This is a genomic window from Streptomyces roseofulvus, from assembly GCF_039534915.1.
In the GTDB taxonomy this organism is placed as follows: Bacteria; Actinomycetota; Actinomycetes; order Streptomycetales; family Streptomycetaceae; genus Streptomyces; species Streptomyces roseofulvus.
This window is the reverse complement of record NZ_BAAAWE010000001.1, coordinates 7,067,990-7,088,689: the sequence shown is the minus strand read 5'-3', so window position 1 is coordinate 7,088,689 and position 20,700 is coordinate 7,067,990. Positions and strand designations below refer to the sequence as shown.

Here is a 20,700-nt window from a genome sequence, read left to right as displayed (position 1 = left end):
TGACGGTGCGTCCGCTCCGCTACGGGTCCGGGCGGGGCCCGTCGTCGGCGCGTCGCCACCCGTACGGAGGCGGGGGGTGCCCCGTTCGGGCCGCCCGGAGGGCAGGGGTGCGGAGTCGCCCTTACCGTTCACACGTCGCCACGAAGGGAGAACCATGCCCCCGAAGGACTTCCGCGTCCCTGAGCGCAGGAGACGACAACCCTGGGGCGTCCTGGCCCTCGCCATGCTGTCCGGACTCGCGATGATGCGCAACGGCGCGGACATCGCGGGAGGTCCGCCGCAGCCGGCCGCCGCGGCCCGTCCGGTGGCCCGTCCGGTCGTCGCGCCGCCCGCGGAGGCGTCGGCGGGCGTCCAGCCGCTGCCGTTCGCGCCCGCCTCGCGGATCCGCATCCCGGCGATCGAGGTCGCCGCCCCGGTGATGGACGTCGGGCTCGACGCGGACGGCTGGGTGGCGGCCCCTCCCCCGCAGGACGCCAATCTGGCCGGCTGGTACCAGAACGGCATCGCGCCCGGTCAGCGCGGCACCTCGGTGATCGTCGGGCACGTCGACAACAACAGCGGCCCGGCGGTCTTCTACGGCCTCGGCTCCCTGGAGAAGGGCCAGCACGTCGAGGTCGAGCGGTACGACGGACGGGTGGCGGTCTTCGAGATCTACGGCGTCGAGGTCTACTCCAAGGAGGACTTCCCCGGCCCGCAGGTCTACGGGGACACCGGCCACCCGGAGCTGCGGGTGATCACCTGCGGCGGCGGCTACACCCGGGCGAAGGGGTACGACGGGAACGTGGTCGTCTACGCCCGCATGGTGGGTTCGCGCTGACGCACGCGCACGTGGAGGGCCCCGGGGGCGTCCCCCGGGGCCCTTCCTGTGACGTCCGGGCGGTCAGCGCCGGGGGACGGTGACGGTGTAGCCCTCGTCGAGGAGCGCCGGCAGGTAGCGGCGCAGGGCGGCGACGCTCTGGGAGCGGTTCCCGCCGGCGTCGTGCGACAGGACGATGACACCGGGGCCCGCTCCGTCGAGGACCCGGCGGACGATGGTGCCGGTGCCGGGCTCCTTCCAGTCGAGGGTGTCGACGGACCAGGCGAGCGGCTCCATGCCGAGCTCGGCGCCGATCTCGAAGGAGTGCCGGTTCCAGGCGCCGTACGGGGCCCGGTACCAGAGCGGCGCGGCGCCCAGGGCGCGTTCCACCACCTCGCTGGTGGAGCCGAGTTCGTCCCGGATGCGGGAGGGCCGCAGCTTCGGCACGAGCGGATGGGACCACGAGTGGTTGCCGACCACGTGCCCGTCGTCGGCCATCTCCCGGAGCAGGTCCTGGTTGGCCACCGCCATCTCGCCGCAGACGAAGAACATCGCCCGGCAGTCGTACTGCCGCAGGGTGGCCAGGATGTCGGGGGTGTAGCGGGGGTCGGGCCCGTCGTCGAAGGTGAGCACCATGGTGCGGCCGACGCCGGTGAGCGAGAGGAAGGGCCGCCGCCGGACCGGGGGGAGCGCCCGGGGCCGGGTGGCGGGGGCGTACGCGGTCATCGGCTGGAGCCGGTACGCGGAGGGGCGCAGCCGGGGCGAGGAGGCCGGCGGCCCGGCGGCGGCGCCGGGCGGCCCCTGGGGCGCGGCGGCGGCGCCTTCCCCGGCGGTGTCGCCGGGGCCGAACCGGTCGAGGGCGAACGCGCCGGCCGCGACGGTGACGCCGAGGCCGGCGGCCAGGCGCAGCACCGACCTCCGCCCGATGGGCAGCTGATCGTTTTTCATGACCAATGGTTCGTACGGGGTGGGTCCCGGGCCCCTCACCGACACCGGGCCGCCGTCCGATTGCACCCGTTGGGCCGATACCCTCGAAGGGTGAGCGAAGACCAGCCCCACCGGTTCGAACGCGGCACCGACGGCCCCAAGGTGATCATGGCCGGGGTCGACGGTTCGGAGTCGTCGCTGCGGGCGGCGTCGTACGCGGCCGGTCTGGCCCGCCGGCAGAACGCTCTGCTCGCCCTTGTGTACGTGCAGCCGCTGGTCCCGGCCGGCGCCTCGATGGGCGCCCCGGTGGCCGGGGCGACGGAGGAGATCGCGGAGGAACTGGCGGCGGAGATCCGCGCCTCGGCCGAGCGGGTGAAGGACCTGTGGCGGGTGCGGTGGGAGTTCCGCACCTTCAAGGGGGACGCGTACACCGGGCTGGTACGCGCGGCGGAGGAGCTGACGGCGGACGCCGTGGTGGTGGGCGCCTCGGAGTCGGCGGGGCACCGCTTCGTCGGCTCGGTGGCCGTGCGGCTGGTGAAGGCGGGCCGCTGGCCGGTCACGGTCGTCCCCTGACCGGCCGCCGCCGGCGCTACTTCCCGAGGGTGAGGCCGTCCTTGTCGGCGCCCCGGCCGAGGACGACCTGGCGGATCGTCTCGCGGATGCCGGGGTGGCGGGGGTCGGAGTCGTCGGCGCCCAGGTTGACCACGCGGCCGCGGCCGGTGTCGAACCACTGGGGCACGAACTCGGCCTTGGTGACCTCCCAGCGGGCGCCGGGCCTCTTCGGCGGGGCGAAGGTGAAGCGGCCGAGGGTGCCCTGGTTGCCGCGGGGGTCGAAGACGCCCTCGTGGTTGATCATGTCGCCGGCGATCTGGTCGCCCATGCCGTAGATCACCCAGGTGCCGTTGACCTTCTCGTACGCCTGGGGCACGTGGGCGTGGGTGCCGACGATGAGGTCGATGTCGGGGCGGCCGCCGGTGCGGGAGGCGGTGAGCGAGCGGGCGAGCGAGAGCTGCCGCTCGTCGGGCTCGGTCTGCCACTCGGTGCCCCAGTGGACGCTGACGACGACCACGTCGGCGCCGGCGGCGCGGGCGGCCCGGGCGTCGGCGAGCACCTTGGCCTCGTCGAGCAGGTTGACCGCCCAGGGCTGCCCCGCGGGGAGCGGGTAGCCGTTGGTGTCGTAGGTGTAGGCGAGCTGGGCGACGGTGGCGCCGCCGGCCTTGAGCAGCGTGGGCCGGGCGGCCTCGGCGGCGGTTCGGGCCGATCCGGCGTGCTTCACGCCCGCCGCGTCGAGGGCGTCCAGCGTCCGGCCGAGGCCGGCCGCCCCGTCGTCGAGGGTGTGGTTGGAGGCGGTGGAGCAGGAGTCGTAGCCGGTGGCCTTCAGCGCGGTGGCGACCTCGGGCGGGGACTTGAAGGCCGGGTAGCCGGTGTAGGGCCCGCCCTCCTTCCCGTACACCGTCTCCATGTGGCAGAGGGCGAGGTCGGCGCGGGAGACGACGGATCTGACGCCGGCGAGCATGGGGCGGAAGTCGTAGCCGCCGTCACCGGCGTCGGCGGCGGCGCGGCGGATGATCGAGTCGTGCGGGAGGACGTCGCCGGAGGCCACCAGGGTGAAGCCGGCCGGCTTGGCGGCCGGGGCGGGGCGGGGCGCGGTGGAGCCGCCGGGCGGGCTGCCGGGCGAGCCGCCGGGCGAGGGGGTTCCGCCGAGGCCGCCCTGGCTGCACGCGGCGACGACGGCGAGCAGGGAGCCGGCGAGGACGGTGGAACCGGCACGGGCGAGTCTGGCGCGTACCGGTCTGGTGCCTGCGGTCATGACGACTGCCACCCCGATCATAGGAAGAACATGTGTTCTGCCGAATTCATCCTTCGGGGGGTCCTCAGTCAAGGGACCGGGCCGGGGTGGAGCGCGAACCCCACCGAATCGGACGTATGCCCCTCGCCCGCACACGTTCCGACCGCTCGCCGCGCCATTCGCCGCTCGTTCCGACCGTTCGTCGCAGACCGTTGTCCGTTCCCTGTCCTCGTCCGCCCGGATGCGTTCGTATACGGCGCGGACGACGAACCGCCGAGCGGGCGGCGAAGGGTGGGACTCATGACGACGGCGACGGCGACGACCGACGAGCGGACGCTCCAGGAACTCCAGCGCGAGCACGGCCCCGCGCTGCTCTCCTTCCTCCTCGGGCTGACCTACGGGGACCGCCAGCGCGCCGAGGACCTCGCCCAGGAGACCCTGGTCCGGGCCTGGCTCCACCCCGAGGCCTTCAGCGGCGCCTACTCCTCGATGCGGCCCTGGCTCTTCACCGTGGCCCGCCGGCTCGCCATCGACGCCCGCCGCTCCCGGCTGGCCCGGCCGGCCGAGATCGGCGACGGGGTCCTCGCGGTGACCCCCGACCCCTCGGACGCCACGGAGTCGGCCGAGGCCGCCCTCGACGTACGGGCGGCGGTACGGGAGCTGAGCCCGGAGCACCGGGCGGTGCTGGTCCGGCTCTACTTCCACGGGCTCACGGTCAACGAGGCCGCCGTCGACCTCGGCATCCCGGCCGGCACGGTCAAGTCCCGCTCCCACTACGCCCTTCGGCAGCTCGGCCGCTCGCTGCCCGGCTACCGGCCGCGGCACGGCGTCGTTGCCCGCCGGCGGACCGCGGCCGCACAATGACGCCGTGACGCTCCCTGACACCGTGGCGCTGACGCCCGCCGCCGCCGAGAAGATCCTCGCCGACAACTTCGCCCCGTGGGTCCTGGACCTCGGGCTCACGGTCGACTCCGTCGACGGCCACGAGGCCGTCCTCCGCCTCCCCTGGTCCGACCGGCTGGCGCGCGAGGGCGGCGGCATCTCCGGCCAGGCCCTGATGGCCGCGGCCGACACGGCCACCGTCATCGCGGTCTCGGCGGCCCGCGGCGGCTTCGTCCCGATGACGACCGTGCAGCAGTCCACCAGCTTCCAGCGGGCGGTCCTCGGCGCCGACGTCCTGATCCGCGCCCGTCTCACCAAGCTCGGCAAGCGGATGGCCTTCGCCGACATCACCATGACCGCCGACGGCTCCGCCGATCCGGCCGCCCACGCGACCGCCGTCTACGCCCTGCTCGGCTAGCCGCCCCCGGCACCCCTCCGCGCGGCCCCCTGTCGCGGGGTGGGGAGCGGGGGTCTATGCACTCCATGTATACACCGTGCGTATAGTCGCACCCATGGCCTCACGACCTCACACCCCGCCCCTCCCCCGCCTGTTCAAGGCCGTCGTCGTCACCTGCATCGCCGTCGGCGCCTCGCACCTCGTGCTCTCCGACACCCTGCGCTTCGCCCTCGTCGGGCAGGCGTCGGCCGCCCTGGGGGCACCGACCGGGTACGGCGAGGCCCAGGTCTTCACCACCGCGCTGCTCAACACCGCGCTGGTCATGCCGCTCGTGCTCTGGACCGGGATGCGGCTGGGCGGGGAGCGGCAGCCGGGGGCGATGGTGCTGGTGGGGAGCGTGGGGTGGATCGTCGCCGTCTGGAACGGGATCGACGGCCTGGACGACTCCTTCGGCGCGATCCTGCCCGTGCGCTCGCTCGCGCTCGTCGTCGGCGTCACCGCGCTCTCCTCGCTCGTCCGCCGGCGAAGCCCCGCCGCCCCTTCCGTACCATGCGCCCCCGCAGACCCGTCGGCACCGATCCGGCCGGGGAACGTATCCGAAACCACACCGGCGAGTTGAGCAAAGCGGTCCACGCGGACGCCCCGAGCGGAGGAGGCTCTGCTCCGGGTCCCGAGAACCGCGGGTCCCCGACGTCCGGGAGAAGGTGGGAGCGTTGCCGCCCGAGAGCACGAACGGCGCCGGCCGCAGGAGCGGCGGCGGTCTGGCCGTACCGATGGCCTGGCTGTGCGCCGAGTACCTGGCCGACCAGTATCTGACCGCGGCCGGCCTGACCGACCCCGGCTCCCTGGAGCACCGCGCCTCCCTGCGGGCCCTGGCCCTCACGGTCCACCTCTCCGGGGAGCCCGCGGCCGACGAGTGGCTGTACCTCACCGCGCACGAGGCGGGCTGGCCGGACTGGGTGGAGGAACGGCTCGCCGCCGCCGAGGCGGAGGACCCGGACGGGGCCGATCTGGCCCTCGCCCGGGACACCTGGCGGACCCTGCGGGAGACCTGGTTGCACGCCGCCGACCTGGACGGCCTGCCGGGGACGGGGCCGGGGCCGCTGGTCGACGAGACGGCCCGCGCCTGGCTGCCCGCCTGGCGCCTGGGCCTGCCACTCGCCCACCTCGCCGTGTGGCTCTCCTGACCGGTCACCGCGTCGGCGACGGATGCACCCCCGGACGGTACTTGGGGAAGCGCGCGGTGACCTTCATGCCGGCGCCGACACCGGTCTCGATGACCAGGCCGTGCTCGGCCCCGTACACCTGACGCAGCCGCTCGTCCACGTTGGACAGGCCGATGCCGGAGCCGCCCGGGTGCTCGCCGCGCAGCACCGCCCGCAGCCGCTCCGGGTCCATGCCGACGCCGTCGTCCTCGACGGTCACCACCGCCTCCGATCCGGCGTCCCGCGCGGCGATGGTGACCCGGCAGCCCCGCTCCCGGTCCTGGAGGCCGTGCTTGACGGCGTTCTCCACCAGGGGCTGGAGGCAGAGGAAGGGCAGCGCGACCGGCAGCACCTCCGGCGCGATCTGGAGCGTCACCTTGAGCCGGTCGCCGAAGCGGGCGCCGGCCAGCGCCAAGTACTGCTCGATCGCGCGCAGTTCGTCGGCCAGGGTGGCGAAGTCGCCGTGCCGGCGGAAGGAGTAGCGGGTGAAGTCGGCGAACTCCAGGAGGAGATCGCGGGCCCGCTCGGGGTCGGTGCGGACGAACGAGGCGATCGCGGCCAGGGAGTTGAAGATGAAGTGCGGGGAGATCTGGGCCCGCAGCGCGCGGATCTCCGCCTCCACCATCCGGGTCCGGGAGCGGTCCAGCTCGGCCAGCTCCAGCTGGACCGAGATCCACCGGGCCACCTCGGTGGCGGCCCGGACGAGCACCGCCGACTCGCGCGGCCCGTAGGCGACCAGCGCGCCGAGGACCCCCTCCTCCCCGGTGAGCGGGGCGGTCACCGCCCAGCGCAGCGCGCACCCGGGGTCGGCGCAGTCCGTGGGCACCGAGCGGCTCCGGCCGGTCTCCAGGGTCGCGGCGGCCAGCTCCGGCACGTCCGCGTGGTGGTGGGCCTCGCCGGGGCCGTCCCAGGCGAGGACGGCCGAGCCGTCGGTGAGGCAGAGCGCCTCGGTGCCGAGCAGCGAGCGCAGCGGACGGGCCGCCTTGCGGGCGGTCTCCTCGGTCAGCCCGGCGCGCAGCGGCGGGGCGGCGAGCGAGGCGGTGTGCAGGGTGTGGAAGGTGGCGCGCTCGACGGGGGTGCCGAGGTCGAGGTCGGCGGAGCGGGCGCCCCGGCGGGCGGTGAGCCGGCCGAGGACGACGCCGGCGGCGAGCAGCACGGCTCCGGCGGCGCTCGCGGCGGCCAGGGCGATGCCGCTCACCGGCGGGCCTCCTGGGCGGGCACGGGGGCGGTGAACTCCTCGGGCAGGTGGAGCCGGGCGAGGGTCGCCGCGGTGCCGGGCGGGACGCTGCGCGGGGTGACGAGCGAGACCAGGATCATGGTGAGGAAGCCGAGGGGGACGGACCAGACGGCGGGCCAGGCCATCAGGGTGTGCGGCCAGCCCGCCGGGGCGAGTCCGGCCCGGGTGGCCATCACGGCGGCGAGCGCGGAGCCGCCGCCGAGGAGGAGTCCGGCGGCGGCGCCGGGCGGGGTGAGCCGCCGCCACCAGATGCCGAGGACGAGGAGCGGGCAGAAGGAGGAGGCGGAGACGGCGAAGGCGAGGCCGACGGCGTCGGCGACCGGCACCTTGGAGGCGGCGACGCCGACGGCGAGCGGGACGGCGGTGGCGAGCAGCGTCGCGAGCCGGAAGTGCCGGACCGCGCGCGAGGGCAGCACGTCCTGGGCGAGGACGCCGGCGACGGACATGGTGAGTCCCGAGGCGGTGGAGAGGAAGGCGGCGAAGGCGCCGCCGGCGAGGAAGGCGCCGAGGAGGTCGCCCAGCGCGCCGCCGACGATCCGGTCGGGCAGGACGAGGACGGCGGCGTCGGCGGACCCGGTGAGGGCCAGCTCGGGGGCGTAGATCCGGCCGAGCGCCCCGTACACCGCGGGCAGCAGGTAGAAGACGCTGATCAGCCCGAGGACGACGAGGGTGGTGCGGCGGGCGGCCCGCCCGTGGGGGCTGGTGTAGAAGCGGACGGCGACGTGCGGGAGGCCCATGGTGCCGAGGAAGGTGGCGAGGATCAGTCCGTACGTGGCGTACAGCTGGTGGCCGTCGCGGCCGCCGGCCAGCGGCTGGGACCAGCCGAGGGGATCGGCGCCGTTCGCGCGCCGCTCGGGGACCGGCGTGCCGGGCGGGAGGGCGAGGACGGTGCCGCCGTCGACCCGGTGGGTGCCCGGCGGGAGGGTGACCCGCCGCTCCTCGTACCGGACGGAGTCGACGGTGCCGGTGACGGTGAGGGTCAGCGGGGCGTCCAGCCCGACGCGTACGGTGTCGGCGACCCGGACGACGGTGTGCTCCCGGAGCACGGCGGGGGCGTCGAAGCGGGCCCGGGGCGCCCCGTCCCCGTACCAGGCGGCGACCAGGAAGAAGGCGGGGACGAGCAGCGCCGTGAGTTTGAGCCAGTACTGGAACGCCTGGACGAAGGTGATACTGCGCATGCCGCCCGCGGCGACCGTGCCGGTGACGACCACGGCGACGAGCAGGCCGCCGACCCAGTCGGGGGCGCCGGTGAGGATCTCCAGGGTGAGTCCGGCGCCCTGGAGCTGCGGCAGCAGGTAGAGCCAGCCGATGCCGACGACGAAGAGGCTGGCGACCCGGCGGACCCGCCGGGACTCCAGGCGCGCCTCGGCGAAGTCGGAGAGGGTGTACGCGCCGGAGCGGCGCAGCGGGGCGGCGACGAGGACGAGCAGCACCAGGTAGCCGGCGGTGTAGCCGACCGGGTACCAGAGCATGGCCGGGCCCTGCACGAGGACGAGTCCGGCGATGCCGAGGAAGGAGGCGGCGGAGAGGTACTCGCCGCTGATGGCGGCGGCGTTGAGGCGCGGCCCGGCGGTCCGGGAGGCGACGTAGAAGTCCGAGGTGGTGCGGGAGACGCGCAGGCCGAGGGCGCCGATGAGCACGGTGGCGAGGACGACGGCGGTGACGGCGACGACCGCGTGGGTCTGGTTCATGCGGGGCGGTCCACCGGTTCCTCAGCGCTCGACGAGGCCGGTGAAGTCGCGCTCGTTGCGCTCGGCCCGGCGGACGTACCAGTGGGCGACGGCCCAGACGACGGGGTACACGCCGACGCCGAGCGCGGCCCACACCAGCGCCTCGGGGGCGGGCAGGGCGAGCAGCAGCGGCAGGGTGCCGACGAGCAGGGCGAGGGCGCCGAGCGCGGTGAGGGCGGCGCGGAGCTGGCTGCGCATCAGGGAGCGGACGTAGGTGTGGCCGAGGGTGGTCTGCTCGTCGATCTCGGAGCGGGCCGGCGGGTGCAGCGGCCGGGTCCGCAGCCCGCGGCCGGGCCGGTCGCCGAGGGCGGTGGCGTGGGTGACGGTCTCGCGCCGGGGCCGGCGCGGCTCGGGGTGCTCCGGCATCGGCGTCGCTCTCTGACGGGCGGGTGGGCCCGTGGAGTGTAGGCAGAAGGGACCGCGCGCCGGTAGGGGGTGCGGTCAGCCGCCGGCGCGGCGCATCAGCAGGTCACGGAGGTGGCGGGCTTGCCGGCGGCTGACGGCGAGGTCGGTGGCGCCGACCCGGACGGAGGTGGCTCCGCCGTCGAGGCGGAGCTCCTCGACACGGTCGAGGGCGACCAGGTGGCTGCGGTGGATGCGGACGAAGCCGCGGTCGGCCCAGCGCTCCTCCAGGGTGGAGAGCGGGATGCGGACGAGGTGGCTGCCCTGGTCGGTGTGGAGCCGGGCGTAGTCGCCGTGGGCCTCGACGTAGGCGATGTCGTCGACGGCGACGAAGCGGGTGACGCCGCCGAGTTCGACGGGGATCTGCTCGGGGGCGGCGGCGGCCGGCGGCGGCGGGGTGGTGGCGTGGACGAGTTCGTGGACGCGGCGGACCGCCTCGGCGAGCCGTTCGCGGCGGACCGGCTTGAGGACGTAGTCGACGGCCTTGAGGTCGAAGGCGGTGAGCGCGAAGCCCTCGTGCGCGGTGACGAAGACGACGAGCGGGGGGCGGGCGAAGCCGGCGAGGAGGCGGGCCACGTCGAGGCCGGTGAGGCCGGGCATGTGGATGTCGAGGAAGACGACGTCGATGGTCTCCTCGCCGTCCGGCCCGGAGTCGAGCGCGCGCCCGATCCGGCGCAGCGCGGCGGTCGCGTCGCCGGCTCCCTCGGCGGTGCGGACCCGGGGGTCGGCGCGCAGCAGGTAGAGCAGCTCCCCGAGGGCGGGTTCCTCGTCGTCGACGGCCAGTACGCGCAGCATGCGCGGGAGCCTACTTCAGGGGCGGCGGCCGGTCCCGGCGTGCCTATTTGAGCAGCCGGGACAGGCGGCGGTCGGCGAGGATCTTCCCGCCGGTCTGGCAGGTGGGGCAGTACTGGAGGGAGGAGTCGGAGAAGCTGACCTCGCGGATCGTGTCGCCGCAGACGGGACAGGGTTCGCCGGTGCGGCCGTGGACGCGCAGGCCGGTCTTCTTCTCGGCCTTGAGCTTGCCGGCGGCGAGGCCGTGGGAGCGGGCGACGGCGTCCTGGAGGGTGGTGCGGAGGGCCTCGTAGAGGGCAACGGTCTCGTCGGGGGTGAGGGTGGCGGTGGGTTTGAAGGGGGACATCCGGGCGGCGTGCAGGATCTCGTCGCTGTAGGCGTTGCCGATGCCCGCTATCAGGCTCTGGTCGCGGAGGGCGCCCTTGATCTGGCGGCGTTCGCCGGCGAGGAGGGCGGCGAAGTCACGGGGGCCGAAGTCCTCGGCGAGCGGGTCGGGGCCGAGGCGGGCGATGCCCGGGACCTCCTGGGGGTCGTGGACGAGGTGGACGGCGAGGCGTTTGGTGGTGCCGGCCTCGGTGAGGTCGAAGCCGTCGCCGCCGGTGAGGGCGGCGCGCAGGGCGAGCGGGCCCTTGCCGGGGCGGGGCGGTCCCGAGGGCAGCGGGTCCTGCCAGCGGAGCCAGCCGGCCCGGGCCAGGTGGACGACGAGGTGCAGGGGTCCGGCGGGGGTGGCGGCGGTGATGTCGAGCCACTTGCCGTGCCGGGCGACGCCGGTGACCTCGGCGCCGTCGAGGACGCCGAGCGGCGGGTCGTACGTCTTGAGGACGCTGATCGCGACGGGCAGCACGCGGGCGAACTCCTTGCCGACGAGGTGCTCGCCGAGGAACGCGCGGAGGGCTTCGACCTCGGGCAGTTCGGGCATGGCACCACCCTGCCGCACGGCACCGCCGGCCGCGCGCCGATCGCTCCCGGGACGCGGGGCGACGGCGCGGGGCAGGGGTGCGGGTTCAGTCCCCGGGGTCCTGGTCCGGGACGGCGAACTCGCACCAGACGCACTTGCCGCCGCCGCGGGACTCGACGCCCCAGCTGTCGGAGAGCTGGTCGACGAGGAGCAGGCCGCGGCCGGAGACGCCGGCCTCGCCCGCCTCACGGCGGCGGGGCAGGGCGCTGGAGCGGTCCTCGACCTCGACGCGGAGCCGCCGTTCGGCGCCGGGCAGCATCCGCAGGGTGACGATGGCGCCGCCGTCGGTGTGCATGAGCGCGTTGGTCATGAGTTCGTCGGCGACGAGCTCGATCTCGTCGGCGCGGGAGCCGGCGCCCCAGGCGCGGACGGCGGCCCGGACCATGTGGCGGGCGGCGCTCAGCGCCTCGGGGTCGCTCTGGGCGACGTGCTGGCGGAAGCGCCCGCCGGCCGGGGTGTACGCGCCGAGGCGGCGCAGCAGCAGGATGGCGACGTCGTCCTCGCCGCCCCGGTCGGCGACGACGTCGCACAGGTGGTCGGCGAGTTCCTGCAGGTCGGCGGGGCCGTGCCGGACGAGGGAGGAGAGCCATTCGAGGCCCTCGTCGAGGTCGGCGCCGGGCTTCTCGACGAGACCGTCGGTGAAGAGCATGAGGGTCTGGCCGGGGTCGAGTTCGACGGTGGTGACGGGGTAGTCGAGGCGGCCGAACTCGGCGGAGAGCCCGAGCGGGAGGCCGCCCTCGACGGGGACCCGGCGGCAGGTGCCGTCGGCCTCGCGGACCAGCGGGTCGACGTGTCCGGCGCGGACCACCTGGACGACGCCGGTGCCGGGGTCGGCCTCGGCGTAGGTGCAGGTGGCGAAGCGCTCGGTGTCGAGTTCGTGGAGGAAGACGGAGGCGCGGGCCATGACGGTGGCGGGGGTGTGGCCCTCGGCGGCGTAGGCGCGGAGCACGATCCGCAGCTGGCCCATGACGGCGGCGGCGTGGGTGTCGTGGCCCTGCACGTCGCCGATGACGGCGCCGACCCTGCCGCCGGGGAGCGGGATGACGTCGTACCAGTCGCCGCCGACGTCCCGGCCGAGGCGGGCGGAGCGGTAGCGGACGGCTATCTGGGCGCCGGGCACCTCGGTGATCCGGCGGGGCAGCATCGCCTGCTGGAGCCCTTCTGCGAGGTCGTGCTCCTGTTCGTAGAGCATGGCGCGCTGGAGGCTCTGGGCGATGCTGCTGCCGAGGGCGACGAGCAGGGTCCGCTCGTCCTCGCTGAAGCCGCGCTTGTCGCTGTAGAGCAGGCCGAGGGCGCCGATGGGCCGGGCCTGGGCGATGAGCGGGAGGTAGGCGGCGGCGGTGATGCCGAGGCCGCTGATGTGCGGCCAGAGGACGGGGAAGGAGGCGGCGAAGTCCTCGGCGGTGTCGATGAAGCGGGGCCGCAGGGTGCGGATGACCTCGCTCATCGGGTACGGCTCGTCCACGCGGGTGAACCGGGTGCCGGGGACGAAGGCGCCGTCGGGCCCCTCGGCGACGAGGTGGATGCGGCCGGCCTCCAACAGGCCCATGACGAGGCTGGCCGCGCCGAAGTGCTCCAGTGCGTGCGAGTCGTTGAGGAGGTCGATGACGTCCTGGACGGTGCGGGCGTAGGCGAGGGCGGCGGTGGTGCCCTCGACGACCCCGGCGCGCTGCCGGCGGCCCTCGTCGAGGCCGAGGCGGGCGGCGGACTCGGTCAGTTCGTGGGTGGCGTCCCGCAGGACGCCGACGATCCGGACGGGGCGGCCGGTCGGGTCCCGGTAGACGATGCCCTGGGTGTGGGTCCACTGGTGGGAGCCGTCGCGGCGGCGGATGCGGAAGTACGCCCCGTACTGCTCGCTGCCGTCCTTGAGGGCCTGGGCGACGAGGGTGTCGAGCTGGCGGCCCTCGTCGGGCAGCACGCGGCTGCCGAGGGTCTCGGGGCGCCCGTCGTACTCGGCGGGGTCGAAGTCGAAGACGTCGAGGGCGGCCTCGTCCATCTCCATGGTGCCGGTGACGAGGTCCCAGTCGAAGCCGCCCATGCGGAAGGCGGCTCCGAACGCGCTGAGGATCGGCGTCGCCGCCGCGCCCTCCGCCGCCGGTGCCGTGTCCGGCCGGCCGGCCGTGTCCGCTCCCCCGCTGCCCACGCTCATGGGGGCCACGCTAGGGCCAGCGCGTTCCTCGCGCACCACAAAGATCTTCAGCCGGCGAAGGTGTCGGGTTCGGCGGGCTCCGGCTCGACGGGGAGCGGGAGGAGCGGATCGCCGCCGCCGGGGTCCGGGTACGGCTCCGTGTACGGGTCGGTGTACGGGTCCTGGTACGGGTCGGTGTAGGGGTCCTGGTACGGGTCGGCGGGCGCGTCCGGCTCGGGGTACGGCTCCGAGGGCGCGTCCGGGACCACCGGCTCCTCCGGGGTCGTCGGGGTCGTCGGGGTGTCGGGGGTGTTCGGCGCGTCCGGCGTCGTCGGCGTGGCGGGGGCGGCCGGGGTGTCGGGTGTCGTGGGAGCGGGCGGCTCGGCCGGGCGTTCCGTGGGGGGCTTCGGGGTGACGCTCTCGGGCGCGTCGGGGTCCGGGGCGACGGGGTCGCTGAGGGCGCAGGTGTCGGGGTCGCAGTCGGGAACGGTGTCCGGCTTGCGGTCCTCGTCGCCGTCGCTGCCGGCCTTCCGCTCGATCCAGCTGTCGTCGGCGACGTTCACGATGACCAGGCTGGTGACGACGGTGGTGGTGGGCTTGACGATGATCACGCGGTCCGGGTCGAAGCCGGTCCAGGGGTCGCCGTGGTGGACGGCCCCGGAGACGCTGACGGGCGTGCGGAGCGGGTTGCCGCAGGCGCACCGGACGCGGGGGGCGCCGTAGGGGTCGACGAGGACGGCGGTGCCGGCCTGGAGGACGGACTGGAAGGCGGAGGCCCGGCCGTCCCGGAAGCCGTGGTTGGTGACCCGGGTGTCGGCGCGCAGCACGACGGGGGTGAGGTCGCGCAGCCAGTCGGCGACACCGCCCTCGGGGATGCCGGCGGCCTCGGCGAAGGCGGTGAGCTTGGCGGGCTCGGCGGCGAGGTAGGCGACCTGCTGCTCGACGTCGCAGCTGGACTCGGCGCGGGTGCCGCCGTAGAGGCCGGGGGTGGAGCCGGTGACCTCACGGATGCCGGGGGCGCTGACGGGCTGGGCCGCGGCGTCCGGTTCCTGGAGGGCGCGCAGTCCGGCACCCCGGGCGGTGGAGGCGGTGAAGGGGTCGGGGCCCTGGGCGGCGACCGGCTGGAGGTGCACCTCGTGGGCGGCGCCGAGGGCGGCCCGCCCGGCGGCGCCGCCGGTGTCGGCGGACGAGCAGCCGGCGAGGAGGAGGGCGGCGGCGCCGAGCGTCGCGGCGAGGGCGGGGCGGCCCTGGTGGCGGGCGGCTCCGGGGGCGGGGCGGACGGCGGCGGGGTTGCTCCGCGTCCGGCGCTGCGTGAGGCGCACGTTCTTCTCCCGGTCGGCTCGGGTGGGTTCCTCCTGTTCTGTCGCAGACGGTGACGGGGTGCAAGCGGAGAGCGGCCGACCGGGCGGCGGGGGGAGCACCCTCCCGGACTTGAACGCGTTCAAGAGAGGCCCTAGTCTCGGTCCCGCCACTGTTGAACACGTTCAAGTAAGGGGGCTGCTCCGCCATGACCGCACTGTCGGCCTTCGTCATCCCGGTCGTGACGCTCGGGATGCTCTGGGTGGTACCGACCGGGCTCGGCCTCGTCGAGGGGCCCCGGCCGCCGGGCTGGGACCTCCTGCGGCGGGCCTGGCCCCTGCTCGCCCTGCCGGGAGCCGTCTCCCTCTGGCTGCCCCGCTCGGACACCGCCACGGCACTCGCGGCCTGCTACGCGCTCGCCACCCTGGCCCTCGCGCTCCAGGCCCCGGCCCGGCTCGCCCTGACCACCTCGCTGCGCCCCGGCGAGATCGCCGTCCTCACGGCCCTGGTCTCCCCCTCGGTCGCCGGACTGGCGCTCGTCGCCGAGCGGGCCGCGTACCCCCTCTTCGGCTTCGACCTCGACCTCCTGGCGCTGACCGTGCCGCACTTCCACTTCGCGGGCTTCGCCGCCGCGCTGGTCGCCGGACTGCTCTGCCGTACGTCCGGCGACGGCGCCCTGGCGAGCACCGCGGCGCTCAGCGTGCCCGCCGGCACCCTGCTCGTCCTGATCGGCTACTTCGTCGACGACTGGGCGGAACTGGCCGGCGCGGCCCTGCTCACCGCGGGCATGGCCGCCGTCGCGGTCCTCACCCTGCGCGAGCGGCGCGCCCTCGCCACCGGCCCCGCGACCCGCACCCTGCTCGCCGTCTCCGCCCTGGTCCTGGTCGCCACCATGGCGCTCGCGCTCTGGTGGGCGCTGGGCGAGGCGACCGGAATCCCCCACCCCACCCTGACCTGGATGGCCGCCACCCACGGAGTCGGCAACGCGCTCGGCTTCGCCGTCTGCGCCCTGCTCGCCCAGCGCCGGCTGCACGCCACCGGCCACCACCGCCCCGCCCCTCTCCCGCGAACGGAGCTCCCGGCATGACCCGCGTCCTCGGCGACCTGACCCCGCGCCGCACCCTCACCTACCGCGAGGTCGGCGCCACCCGCACCCCCGGCGCCCTCCCCGACGGCTACCACCACCTGCGCCACAGCACGCCCGTCGGCCACGGCCCCGCCGCCTTCCGGGCCGCCGCCGAGGCCGTCACCACCTGGCGGATGCACCGGGCCACCGGCGCCCGTGTCCGCTCCTCGGCCGGCCGGGCGGCTCCGGGCGTCACCCTGGAGGTCGCGCTCGGGATCGGCCCGCTCGCCTTCGGGGCGCCCTGCCGGGTGATCTGGGTGCCCGAGGAGGAGCACCGGGCCGGCTTCGCGTACGGCACGCTCACCGGCCACCCCGAATGCGGCGAGGAGTCCTTCCTGGTGGAGCTGGAGCCCGACGGCACCGTCCGCTTCACCGTCACCGCCTTCAGCCGCCCCGCCGCCTGGTACACCCGGCTCGCCGGGCCCCTGGTCCCGCGCCTCCAGCTCGCCTACGCCCGCCGGCTCGGCCGCGTCCTCGCCGGGATCGCCGCCGGGTAGGACGCCGGACCGGCCCCGCGGGGCCGATACTGGAGACGATGGAGTGGTTCAACGCGCCCGAGCTGTGGCTGGGCCGGACCGTCTTCCAGCGCGGTCTGGCCGTGCTGTACTGCGTGGCCTTCCTGTCGGCCGCCCTCCAGTTCCGGGCGCTCATCGGCGAGCGCGGCATGCTGCCCGTCCCGGAGTACCTGCGCCGGACCACCCCGCTCCGCACGCCCTCGCTCTTCCACTGGCACTACTCGGACCGCTTCTTCGCGACGGTCGCCTGGACCGGCTTCGCGGGGGCCGCGGCGCTGGCCGCCGGGGCCGGCGACGCGGTGCCGCTCGCCGTCGCCATGCTGCTGTGGCTGCTGCTGTGGGGCCTCTACCTGTCGATCGTGAACGTGGGCCAGACCTGGTACGCCTTCGGCTGGGAGTCGCTCCTCCTGGAGACCGGCTTCCTCGCGGTCTTCCTCGGCAACGACGACGTCGCCCCGCCCCTGCTCGTCCTGCTGCTGCTCCGCTGGCTGCTCTTCCGCGTCGAGTTCGGCGCCGGACTCATCAAGATCCGCGGCGACGCGTGCTGGCGCGAGCTGACCTGCCTCTGCCACCACCACGAGACACAGCCGATGCCGGGCCCGCTGAGCTGGTTCTTCCACCGGCTCCCCCGCCCCCTGCACCGCGTCGAGGCGGCCGCCAACCACGTCGTCCAGCTCGGCGTGCCGTTCCTGCTCTTCGCCCCGCAGCCGGTGGCCACGATCGCGGCCGCCCTGATGATCGTCACCCAGCTGTGGCTGGTGCTCTCCGGCAACTTCGCCTGGCTCAACTGGCTCACGATCGTGCTCGCGGCCGCCGCCCTCGACCTCTCCTCCCTCACCGGCGACCACCCCCGCCCCGACCCGCCGCTCTGGTACGCGGCCCTGGTCCTCGCCGTCACCGCCCTGGTCCTCGTGCGCAGCTACCGGCCGGTGCGCAACCTGCTCTCCCGCCACCAGTCCATGAACCGCTCCTACGACCCCTTCCACCTGGTCAACACCTACGGGGCCTTCGGCACGGTCGGCCGGGTCCGCGACGAGATCGTCGTCGAGGGGACGAGCGACCCGGAGCCGGGCCCCGACACCGAGTGGCGCGCGTACGCCTTCAAGGGCAAGCCCGGCGATCCCCGCCGGCTCCCCCGCCAGTTCGCCCCGTACCACCTGCGGCTCGACTGGCTGATGTGGTTCGCGGCGCTCTCCCCCGGCTACGCGCGCGAGTGGTTCGGGCCCTTCGTGGAGCGGCTGCTCGCCGGGGACCGGGACACCCTGCGGCTGCTCGCGCGCAATCCGTTCCCGGACGCCCCGCCGGTCCACGTCCGCGCCCGGCTCTACCGGTACCGCTTCTCCACCTGGCGCGAGCTGCGCACGACGGGGGCCTGGTGGCAGCGGCGGCTGCTGCGGGAGTACCTGCCGCCGGTCCGGCTGCGGGGCTGAGCCGGACACGCCGGTGCCCCCGGTCCGGGAGGGACCGGGGGCACCGGGGCCGTACGGGCCGCGCCGGGGCGGCCGGAGGACGACGCCTCGCGTCGGGCGGCGATCAGTCGACGCCGGGCAGGATGTGGGGCTCGGCGAGGTCGTCCTCGTAGCCCGCGAGGCGGATCGGGGCCGAGCGGGCCCACACTTCGAGGCTGCCCAGCTCGCCGTTGCGCCGCTGCCGTTCGGAGGGTTCCGACGGACGGGATTCCTGCTTCGTGGTTTCGGGTGTCACCGCGCACTCCTTTGTGTCGCGTCATAGGGGGAACGTGGGGCCGTTCGGTCGCGGTGGCGCCGGTCTTCGGGCGGGGCCGCGGCCGAGGTGGGTGGCCAGTCCCCTGGCCGGCTGTGGAGCGGGTGTCGCTCCGGTGGCCGACCGTGGGCATCAGAGTAACCAAATGAGCGCGCTTGCGCTCTAGCGGGCTCAAAAGTGTGACGCGTTCGGGTGACGGAGACCGGAAGAGCGCCCTTTCCGGGCGGAAAGGGCGCTCTCAGGAGACGGGCCGACGGGCCGGGACTACCACTTGCCGGGGAAGTAGTCCTTCATGAAGACGCCGTACAGGTCCTCGCCGGCCTCGCCGCGCACGACCGGGTCGTAGACGCGGGCGGCGCCGTCGACCAGGTCCAGCGGGGCGTGGAAGCCCGCCTCGGCGAGCCGCAGCTTCTCGAAGTGCGGGCGCTCGTCGGTGATCCAGCCGGTGTCGACGGAGGTCATCAGGATCTTGTCGGTCTCGAACATCTCCTGGGCGCTGGTCCGGGTCACCATGTTCATGGCCGCCTTGGCGGCGTTGGTGTTCGGGTGGCCGGCGCCCTTGTAGCCGCGGGAGAAGACGCCCTCCATGGCGGAGACGTTGACGACGTACGCGCGACCGCTCGCGGCCTTGGCGGCGGCCTCGGCCATCGACGGACGCAGGGCGCTGATCAGGATGAACGGCGATGTGTAGTTGCAGAGCTGGGTCTCCAGGAGCTCCACCGGGGAGATCTGGTCGATGGTCTGCACCCAGGTGTTGGTCTCCACCACGTCCGGCAGCAGGCCGCCCGCGTCGATCGCGGTGCCCGCCCGGTACTGCTCCAGGCCGGCGTTGCCCGCGACGAGCGCGAGGTCGGCGACCTTCTGGGCGTCCAGGCCGCTGGTGCCGACGGGCAGCGCGGCGAGGCCGTCGACCGCGCCGGAGTTGAAGGCGCCGATCACGTGGTGGGCGGGCAGCTCGCCGGCCGGCAGCGGCGCGCTCTCGCCGTCGACCAGGGCCGCGTACGCGGACGGCAGCCGGCGCACGGTCTGCGTGGCGTTGTTGATCAGGATGTCCAGCGGACCCGCGGCGGCGACCTGCTCGGCGAGGGCCACGGCCTGGGCCGGGTCGCGCAGGTCGATGCCGACGACCTCCAGGCGGTGGATCCACTCCGCCGAGTCCTCCATCGCCTTGAAACGGCGGATGGCGTCCTTGGGGAAGCGGGTGGTGATCGTGGTGTGCGCGCCGTCGCGGAGCAGCCGCAGCGCGATGTACATGCCGATCTTGGCGCGGCCGCCGGTGAGCAGGGCGCGCTTGCCGGTGAGGTCGGCGCGGATGTCCCGCTTGGACCGGTTCAGGGCGGCGCAGTCCTGGCAGAGCTGGTGGTAGAAGTAGTCGACCTCGACGTACCGGGTCTTGCAGGTGTAGCAGGACCGGGGGCGCTGGAGTATGCCCGCGATCTTCCCGGCCTCGGTGACGGAGGAGGGCAGGATGCCCTCGGTCTCGTCGTCGATGCGCTGGGCGGAGCCGGTCGCGGTGGCTTCGGTGACGGCGCGGTCGTGCGCGGTCTTGGCGGCGCGGCGCTCCTGGCGGCGGCGCTGCTTGACCGTGCGGTAGATGCCGGCGGTGGCGCGGCGGACGGCGATCGCGTCGGGGTGGTCGACCTCGATCTTCTCCAGCTCGTCGAGGACGCTCAGGCAGACGGCCAGGCGCTCGGGGTCGATGCCCGGCCCGTACTCCTGGTTCTCTTCAGTCACCGTCATGGCCGTGGTCGTTCCTCGATCGCTCGCGGGCGGGATGCCGCCGGGGGGTTTGAAGTGTCAACTTTACGGAGCGGGGGGCCGCCGCTCCAAACCCGTTCCCGGGGCGTGGTCGAACACACAGTCGCCGCACAGCCCGCCGGAGGCGGACCGGTAGTAGAGGCAGCACGTGGTGCGGCGCAGCGCCGGGCCGCGGAGGGTCGCCGCGAGGTCCGGGTGGTCGAGGAGACCCTGGACGAGGGCGGCGGCCCGGTCGGCGGTGCCGGGCCGGCCGTGGGCGCGGGACCAGCGGACGAGTTCACGCAGGGCGCCGGCGAGCGCCGACCCGGCGTTGCCCCACAGCAGCCGGGGCGAGATCCGCCCGTCGCGGGCGAAGGCGGCGTGCAGCGGGACGAGATGGGCCTCCTGGACGGCCTCGCGGAGCGCGGCCACGGTGCCGGGGCGGGTGTCGGTGCCGGACCACCACAGGTCGTCCGGGGCACCGAGCGCCGGGTCCCAGTGCAGCTCCGCCGGGTCGAGGGAGGGGAAGCGGCCGTGCAGGGCGGCCGGTCCGAGCGCCGTGGACCAGAGGCGGGCGGCGAGCCCGAGGTGGGCGACGGAGGCGCCGACGCGCCGCTCGGGCGCGCCGAGGGCGGCGACGACCCGGTCCACGCGCGCGTGGAGGGGCGCGTCGCCTGCCGGGTCCTCGTCGCCGGCGTAGAGCCGGGCGAGCGGGCGGTGGTGACCGCCGGAGGGCGGCGGGGCGGTCCGGAGGGCGAAGAAGCCGCCGAGGGCGGGCGTGCTGTCGTCCGGATCCATCGCTCCCCCGTGGTGGTCCCGCCGGTACGGCCCCGGCGGCGCGGCGCCACCGTACCCCGGCCGTCCGGCCGGACCTTCGGCCGCTTCCGGATCTTGCGGTCCAAAGTGGACCGGCAAGTGGGGCGACTGGCTCGGGATGTGGATCCCGACCGCTCGCCGGGACGCCCCCGGTACCGCTTCCGGAGCCCGGCTTGACCCGCTTTCCGCCCCTGTGAGCTGCAATGACGTACGCCTGTCGGTGTACGGGCCCCCCGCGTACT

General features: G+C 75.0%; 21 protein-coding genes. 9 read left to right on the top strand and 12 right to left on the bottom strand.

The features are described from left to right. The first annotated feature begins 154 nt into the window (after positions 1-154). Positions 155-817, top strand: a complete 663-nt coding sequence (locus ABFY03_RS32640) for a class F sortase (protein ID WP_319010580.1) — start codon at positions 155-157, stop codon at positions 815-817. Positions 818-880: 63 nt separating this feature from the next. Here ABFY03_RS32640 and ABFY03_RS32635 read toward each other — a convergent pair whose 3' ends face one another. After that, positions 881-1,744 (bottom strand): polysaccharide deacetylase family protein, encoded by an 864-nt coding sequence (locus ABFY03_RS32635; protein WP_319010579.1) that lies wholly within the window; start codon positions 1,742-1,744, stop codon positions 881-883. A 90-nt stretch (positions 1,745-1,834) separates the two neighbouring features. Here ABFY03_RS32635 and ABFY03_RS32630 point away from each other — a divergent pair, with 90 nt between their 5' ends. Beyond that, positions 1,835-2,296, top strand: coding sequence for a universal stress protein (locus ABFY03_RS32630; protein WP_346171543.1), 462 nt, complete (start codon positions 1,835-1,837; stop codon positions 2,294-2,296). Between the two features lie 16 nt (positions 2,297-2,312). On the opposite strand, the gene ABFY03_RS32625 is transcribed toward ABFY03_RS32630, so the two are convergent. Next, positions 2,313-3,533, bottom strand: coding sequence for a CapA family protein (locus ABFY03_RS32625; RefSeq protein ID WP_346171542.1), 1,221 nt, complete (start codon positions 3,531-3,533; stop codon positions 2,313-2,315). Between the two features lie 279 nt (positions 3,534-3,812). Here ABFY03_RS32625 and ABFY03_RS32620 point away from each other — a divergent pair, with 279 nt between their 5' ends. The 4 genes from ABFY03_RS32620 to ABFY03_RS32605 all read left to right on the top strand — a co-directional run bounded on the left by ABFY03_RS32620 (position 3,813) and on the right by ABFY03_RS32605 (position 5,978). Then, entirely contained in the window at positions 3,813-4,376 is a 564-nt protein-coding gene (locus ABFY03_RS32620; RefSeq protein WP_319010576.1) for a sigma-70 family RNA polymerase sigma factor, read from the top strand. Positions 4,377-4,398: 22 nt separating this feature from the next. Further along, positions 4,399-4,812, top strand: a complete 414-nt coding sequence (locus tag ABFY03_RS32615; protein WP_319010622.1) for a PaaI family thioesterase — start codon at positions 4,399-4,401, stop codon at positions 4,810-4,812. Between the two features lie 94 nt (positions 4,813-4,906). Further along, positions 4,907-5,410, top strand: coding sequence for a hypothetical protein (locus ABFY03_RS32610; protein WP_346171541.1), 504 nt, complete (start codon positions 4,907-4,909; stop codon positions 5,408-5,410). Between the two features lie 94 nt (positions 5,411-5,504). Continuing rightward, positions 5,505-5,978: a hypothetical protein gene (locus tag ABFY03_RS32605; protein ID WP_319010574.1), complete on the top strand. Its 474-nt coding sequence runs from the start codon at positions 5,505-5,507 to the stop codon at positions 5,976-5,978. A 4-nt stretch (positions 5,979-5,982) separates the two neighbouring features. On the opposite strand, the gene ABFY03_RS32600 is transcribed toward ABFY03_RS32605, so the two are convergent. The 7 genes from ABFY03_RS32600 to ABFY03_RS32570 all read right to left on the bottom strand — a co-directional run bounded on the left by ABFY03_RS32600 (position 5,983) and on the right by ABFY03_RS32570 (position 14,565). Continuing rightward, positions 5,983-7,194 (bottom strand): histidine kinase, encoded by a 1,212-nt coding sequence (locus tag ABFY03_RS32600; protein WP_346171540.1) that lies wholly within the window; start codon positions 7,192-7,194, stop codon positions 5,983-5,985. Next, positions 7,191-8,924, bottom strand: coding sequence for a sodium/solute symporter (locus ABFY03_RS32595; protein WP_346171539.1), 1,734 nt, complete (start codon positions 8,922-8,924; stop codon positions 7,191-7,193). The genes ABFY03_RS32600 and ABFY03_RS32595 overlap by 4 nt, the downstream gene beginning before the upstream one ends. Positions 8,925-8,945: 21 nt before the next feature. Next, complete coding sequence (locus ABFY03_RS32590; RefSeq protein ID WP_319010571.1) at positions 8,946-9,329, bottom strand: DUF485 domain-containing protein; 384 nt, start codon at positions 9,327-9,329, stop codon at positions 8,946-8,948. 75 nt (positions 9,330-9,404) lie between these two features. Further along, the gene (locus ABFY03_RS32585; RefSeq protein ID WP_346171538.1) at positions 9,405-10,160 is read right to left on the bottom strand and encodes a LytR/AlgR family response regulator transcription factor; all 756 of its coding nucleotides are present in this window, start codon (positions 10,158-10,160) and stop codon (positions 9,405-9,407) included. Between the two features lie 43 nt (positions 10,161-10,203). Further along, on the bottom strand, positions 10,204-11,076 hold the full coding sequence (locus tag ABFY03_RS32580; RefSeq protein WP_319010569.1) for an Fpg/Nei family DNA glycosylase: 873 nt from the start codon (positions 11,074-11,076) through the stop codon (positions 10,204-10,206). Positions 11,077-11,161: 85 nt separating this feature from the next. Continuing rightward, positions 11,162-13,264 carry a SpoIIE family protein phosphatase gene (locus ABFY03_RS32575; RefSeq protein ID WP_386723793.1) on the bottom strand — a complete coding sequence of 701 codons (2,103 nt, stop codon included), beginning with the start codon at positions 13,262-13,264 and terminating at the stop codon, positions 11,162-11,164. Positions 13,265-13,311: 47 nt separating this feature from the next. After that, positions 13,312-14,565: a DUF6777 domain-containing protein gene (locus tag ABFY03_RS32570; protein WP_319010568.1), complete on the bottom strand. Its 1,254-nt coding sequence runs from the start codon at positions 14,563-14,565 to the stop codon at positions 13,312-13,314. 185 nt (positions 14,566-14,750) lie between these two features. Here ABFY03_RS32570 and ABFY03_RS32565 point away from each other — a divergent pair, with 185 nt between their 5' ends. From ABFY03_RS32565 to ABFY03_RS32555, 3 genes are read left to right on the top strand one after another with little or no spacing between them, the layout of a single operon-like run. Next, entirely contained in the window at positions 14,751-15,629 is an 879-nt protein-coding gene (locus ABFY03_RS32565) for a YndJ family protein (protein WP_346171537.1), read from the top strand. Then, positions 15,626-16,165: a DUF1990 domain-containing protein gene (locus ABFY03_RS32560; RefSeq protein WP_319010566.1), complete on the top strand. Its 540-nt coding sequence runs from the start codon at positions 15,626-15,628 to the stop codon at positions 16,163-16,165. Before ABFY03_RS32565 ends, ABFY03_RS32560 begins: the two co-directional genes overlap by 4 nt. 38 nt (positions 16,166-16,203) lie before the next feature. Continuing rightward, complete coding sequence (locus ABFY03_RS32555) at positions 16,204-17,613, top strand: lipase maturation factor family protein (protein ID WP_319010565.1); 1,410 nt, start codon at positions 16,204-16,206, stop codon at positions 17,611-17,613. 103 nt (positions 17,614-17,716) lie between these two features. Here ABFY03_RS32555 and ABFY03_RS32550 read toward each other — a convergent pair whose 3' ends face one another. The 3 genes from ABFY03_RS32550 to ABFY03_RS32540 all read right to left on the bottom strand — a co-directional run bounded on the left by ABFY03_RS32550 (position 17,717) and on the right by ABFY03_RS32540 (position 20,440). Next, positions 17,717-17,887 (bottom strand): hypothetical protein, encoded by a 171-nt coding sequence (locus tag ABFY03_RS32550; protein WP_319010564.1) that lies wholly within the window; start codon positions 17,885-17,887, stop codon positions 17,717-17,719. Between the two features lie 282 nt (positions 17,888-18,169). After that, positions 18,170-19,645 (bottom strand): SDR family NAD(P)-dependent oxidoreductase, encoded by a 1,476-nt coding sequence (locus ABFY03_RS32545; protein ID WP_319010563.1) that lies wholly within the window; start codon positions 19,643-19,645, stop codon positions 18,170-18,172. A 63-nt stretch (positions 19,646-19,708) separates the two neighbouring features. Then, positions 19,709-20,440 (bottom strand): IucA/IucC family C-terminal-domain containing protein, encoded by a 732-nt coding sequence (locus ABFY03_RS32540; protein WP_346171536.1) that lies wholly within the window; start codon positions 20,438-20,440, stop codon positions 19,709-19,711. Between the last annotated feature and the right edge of the window lie 260 nt (positions 20,441-20,700).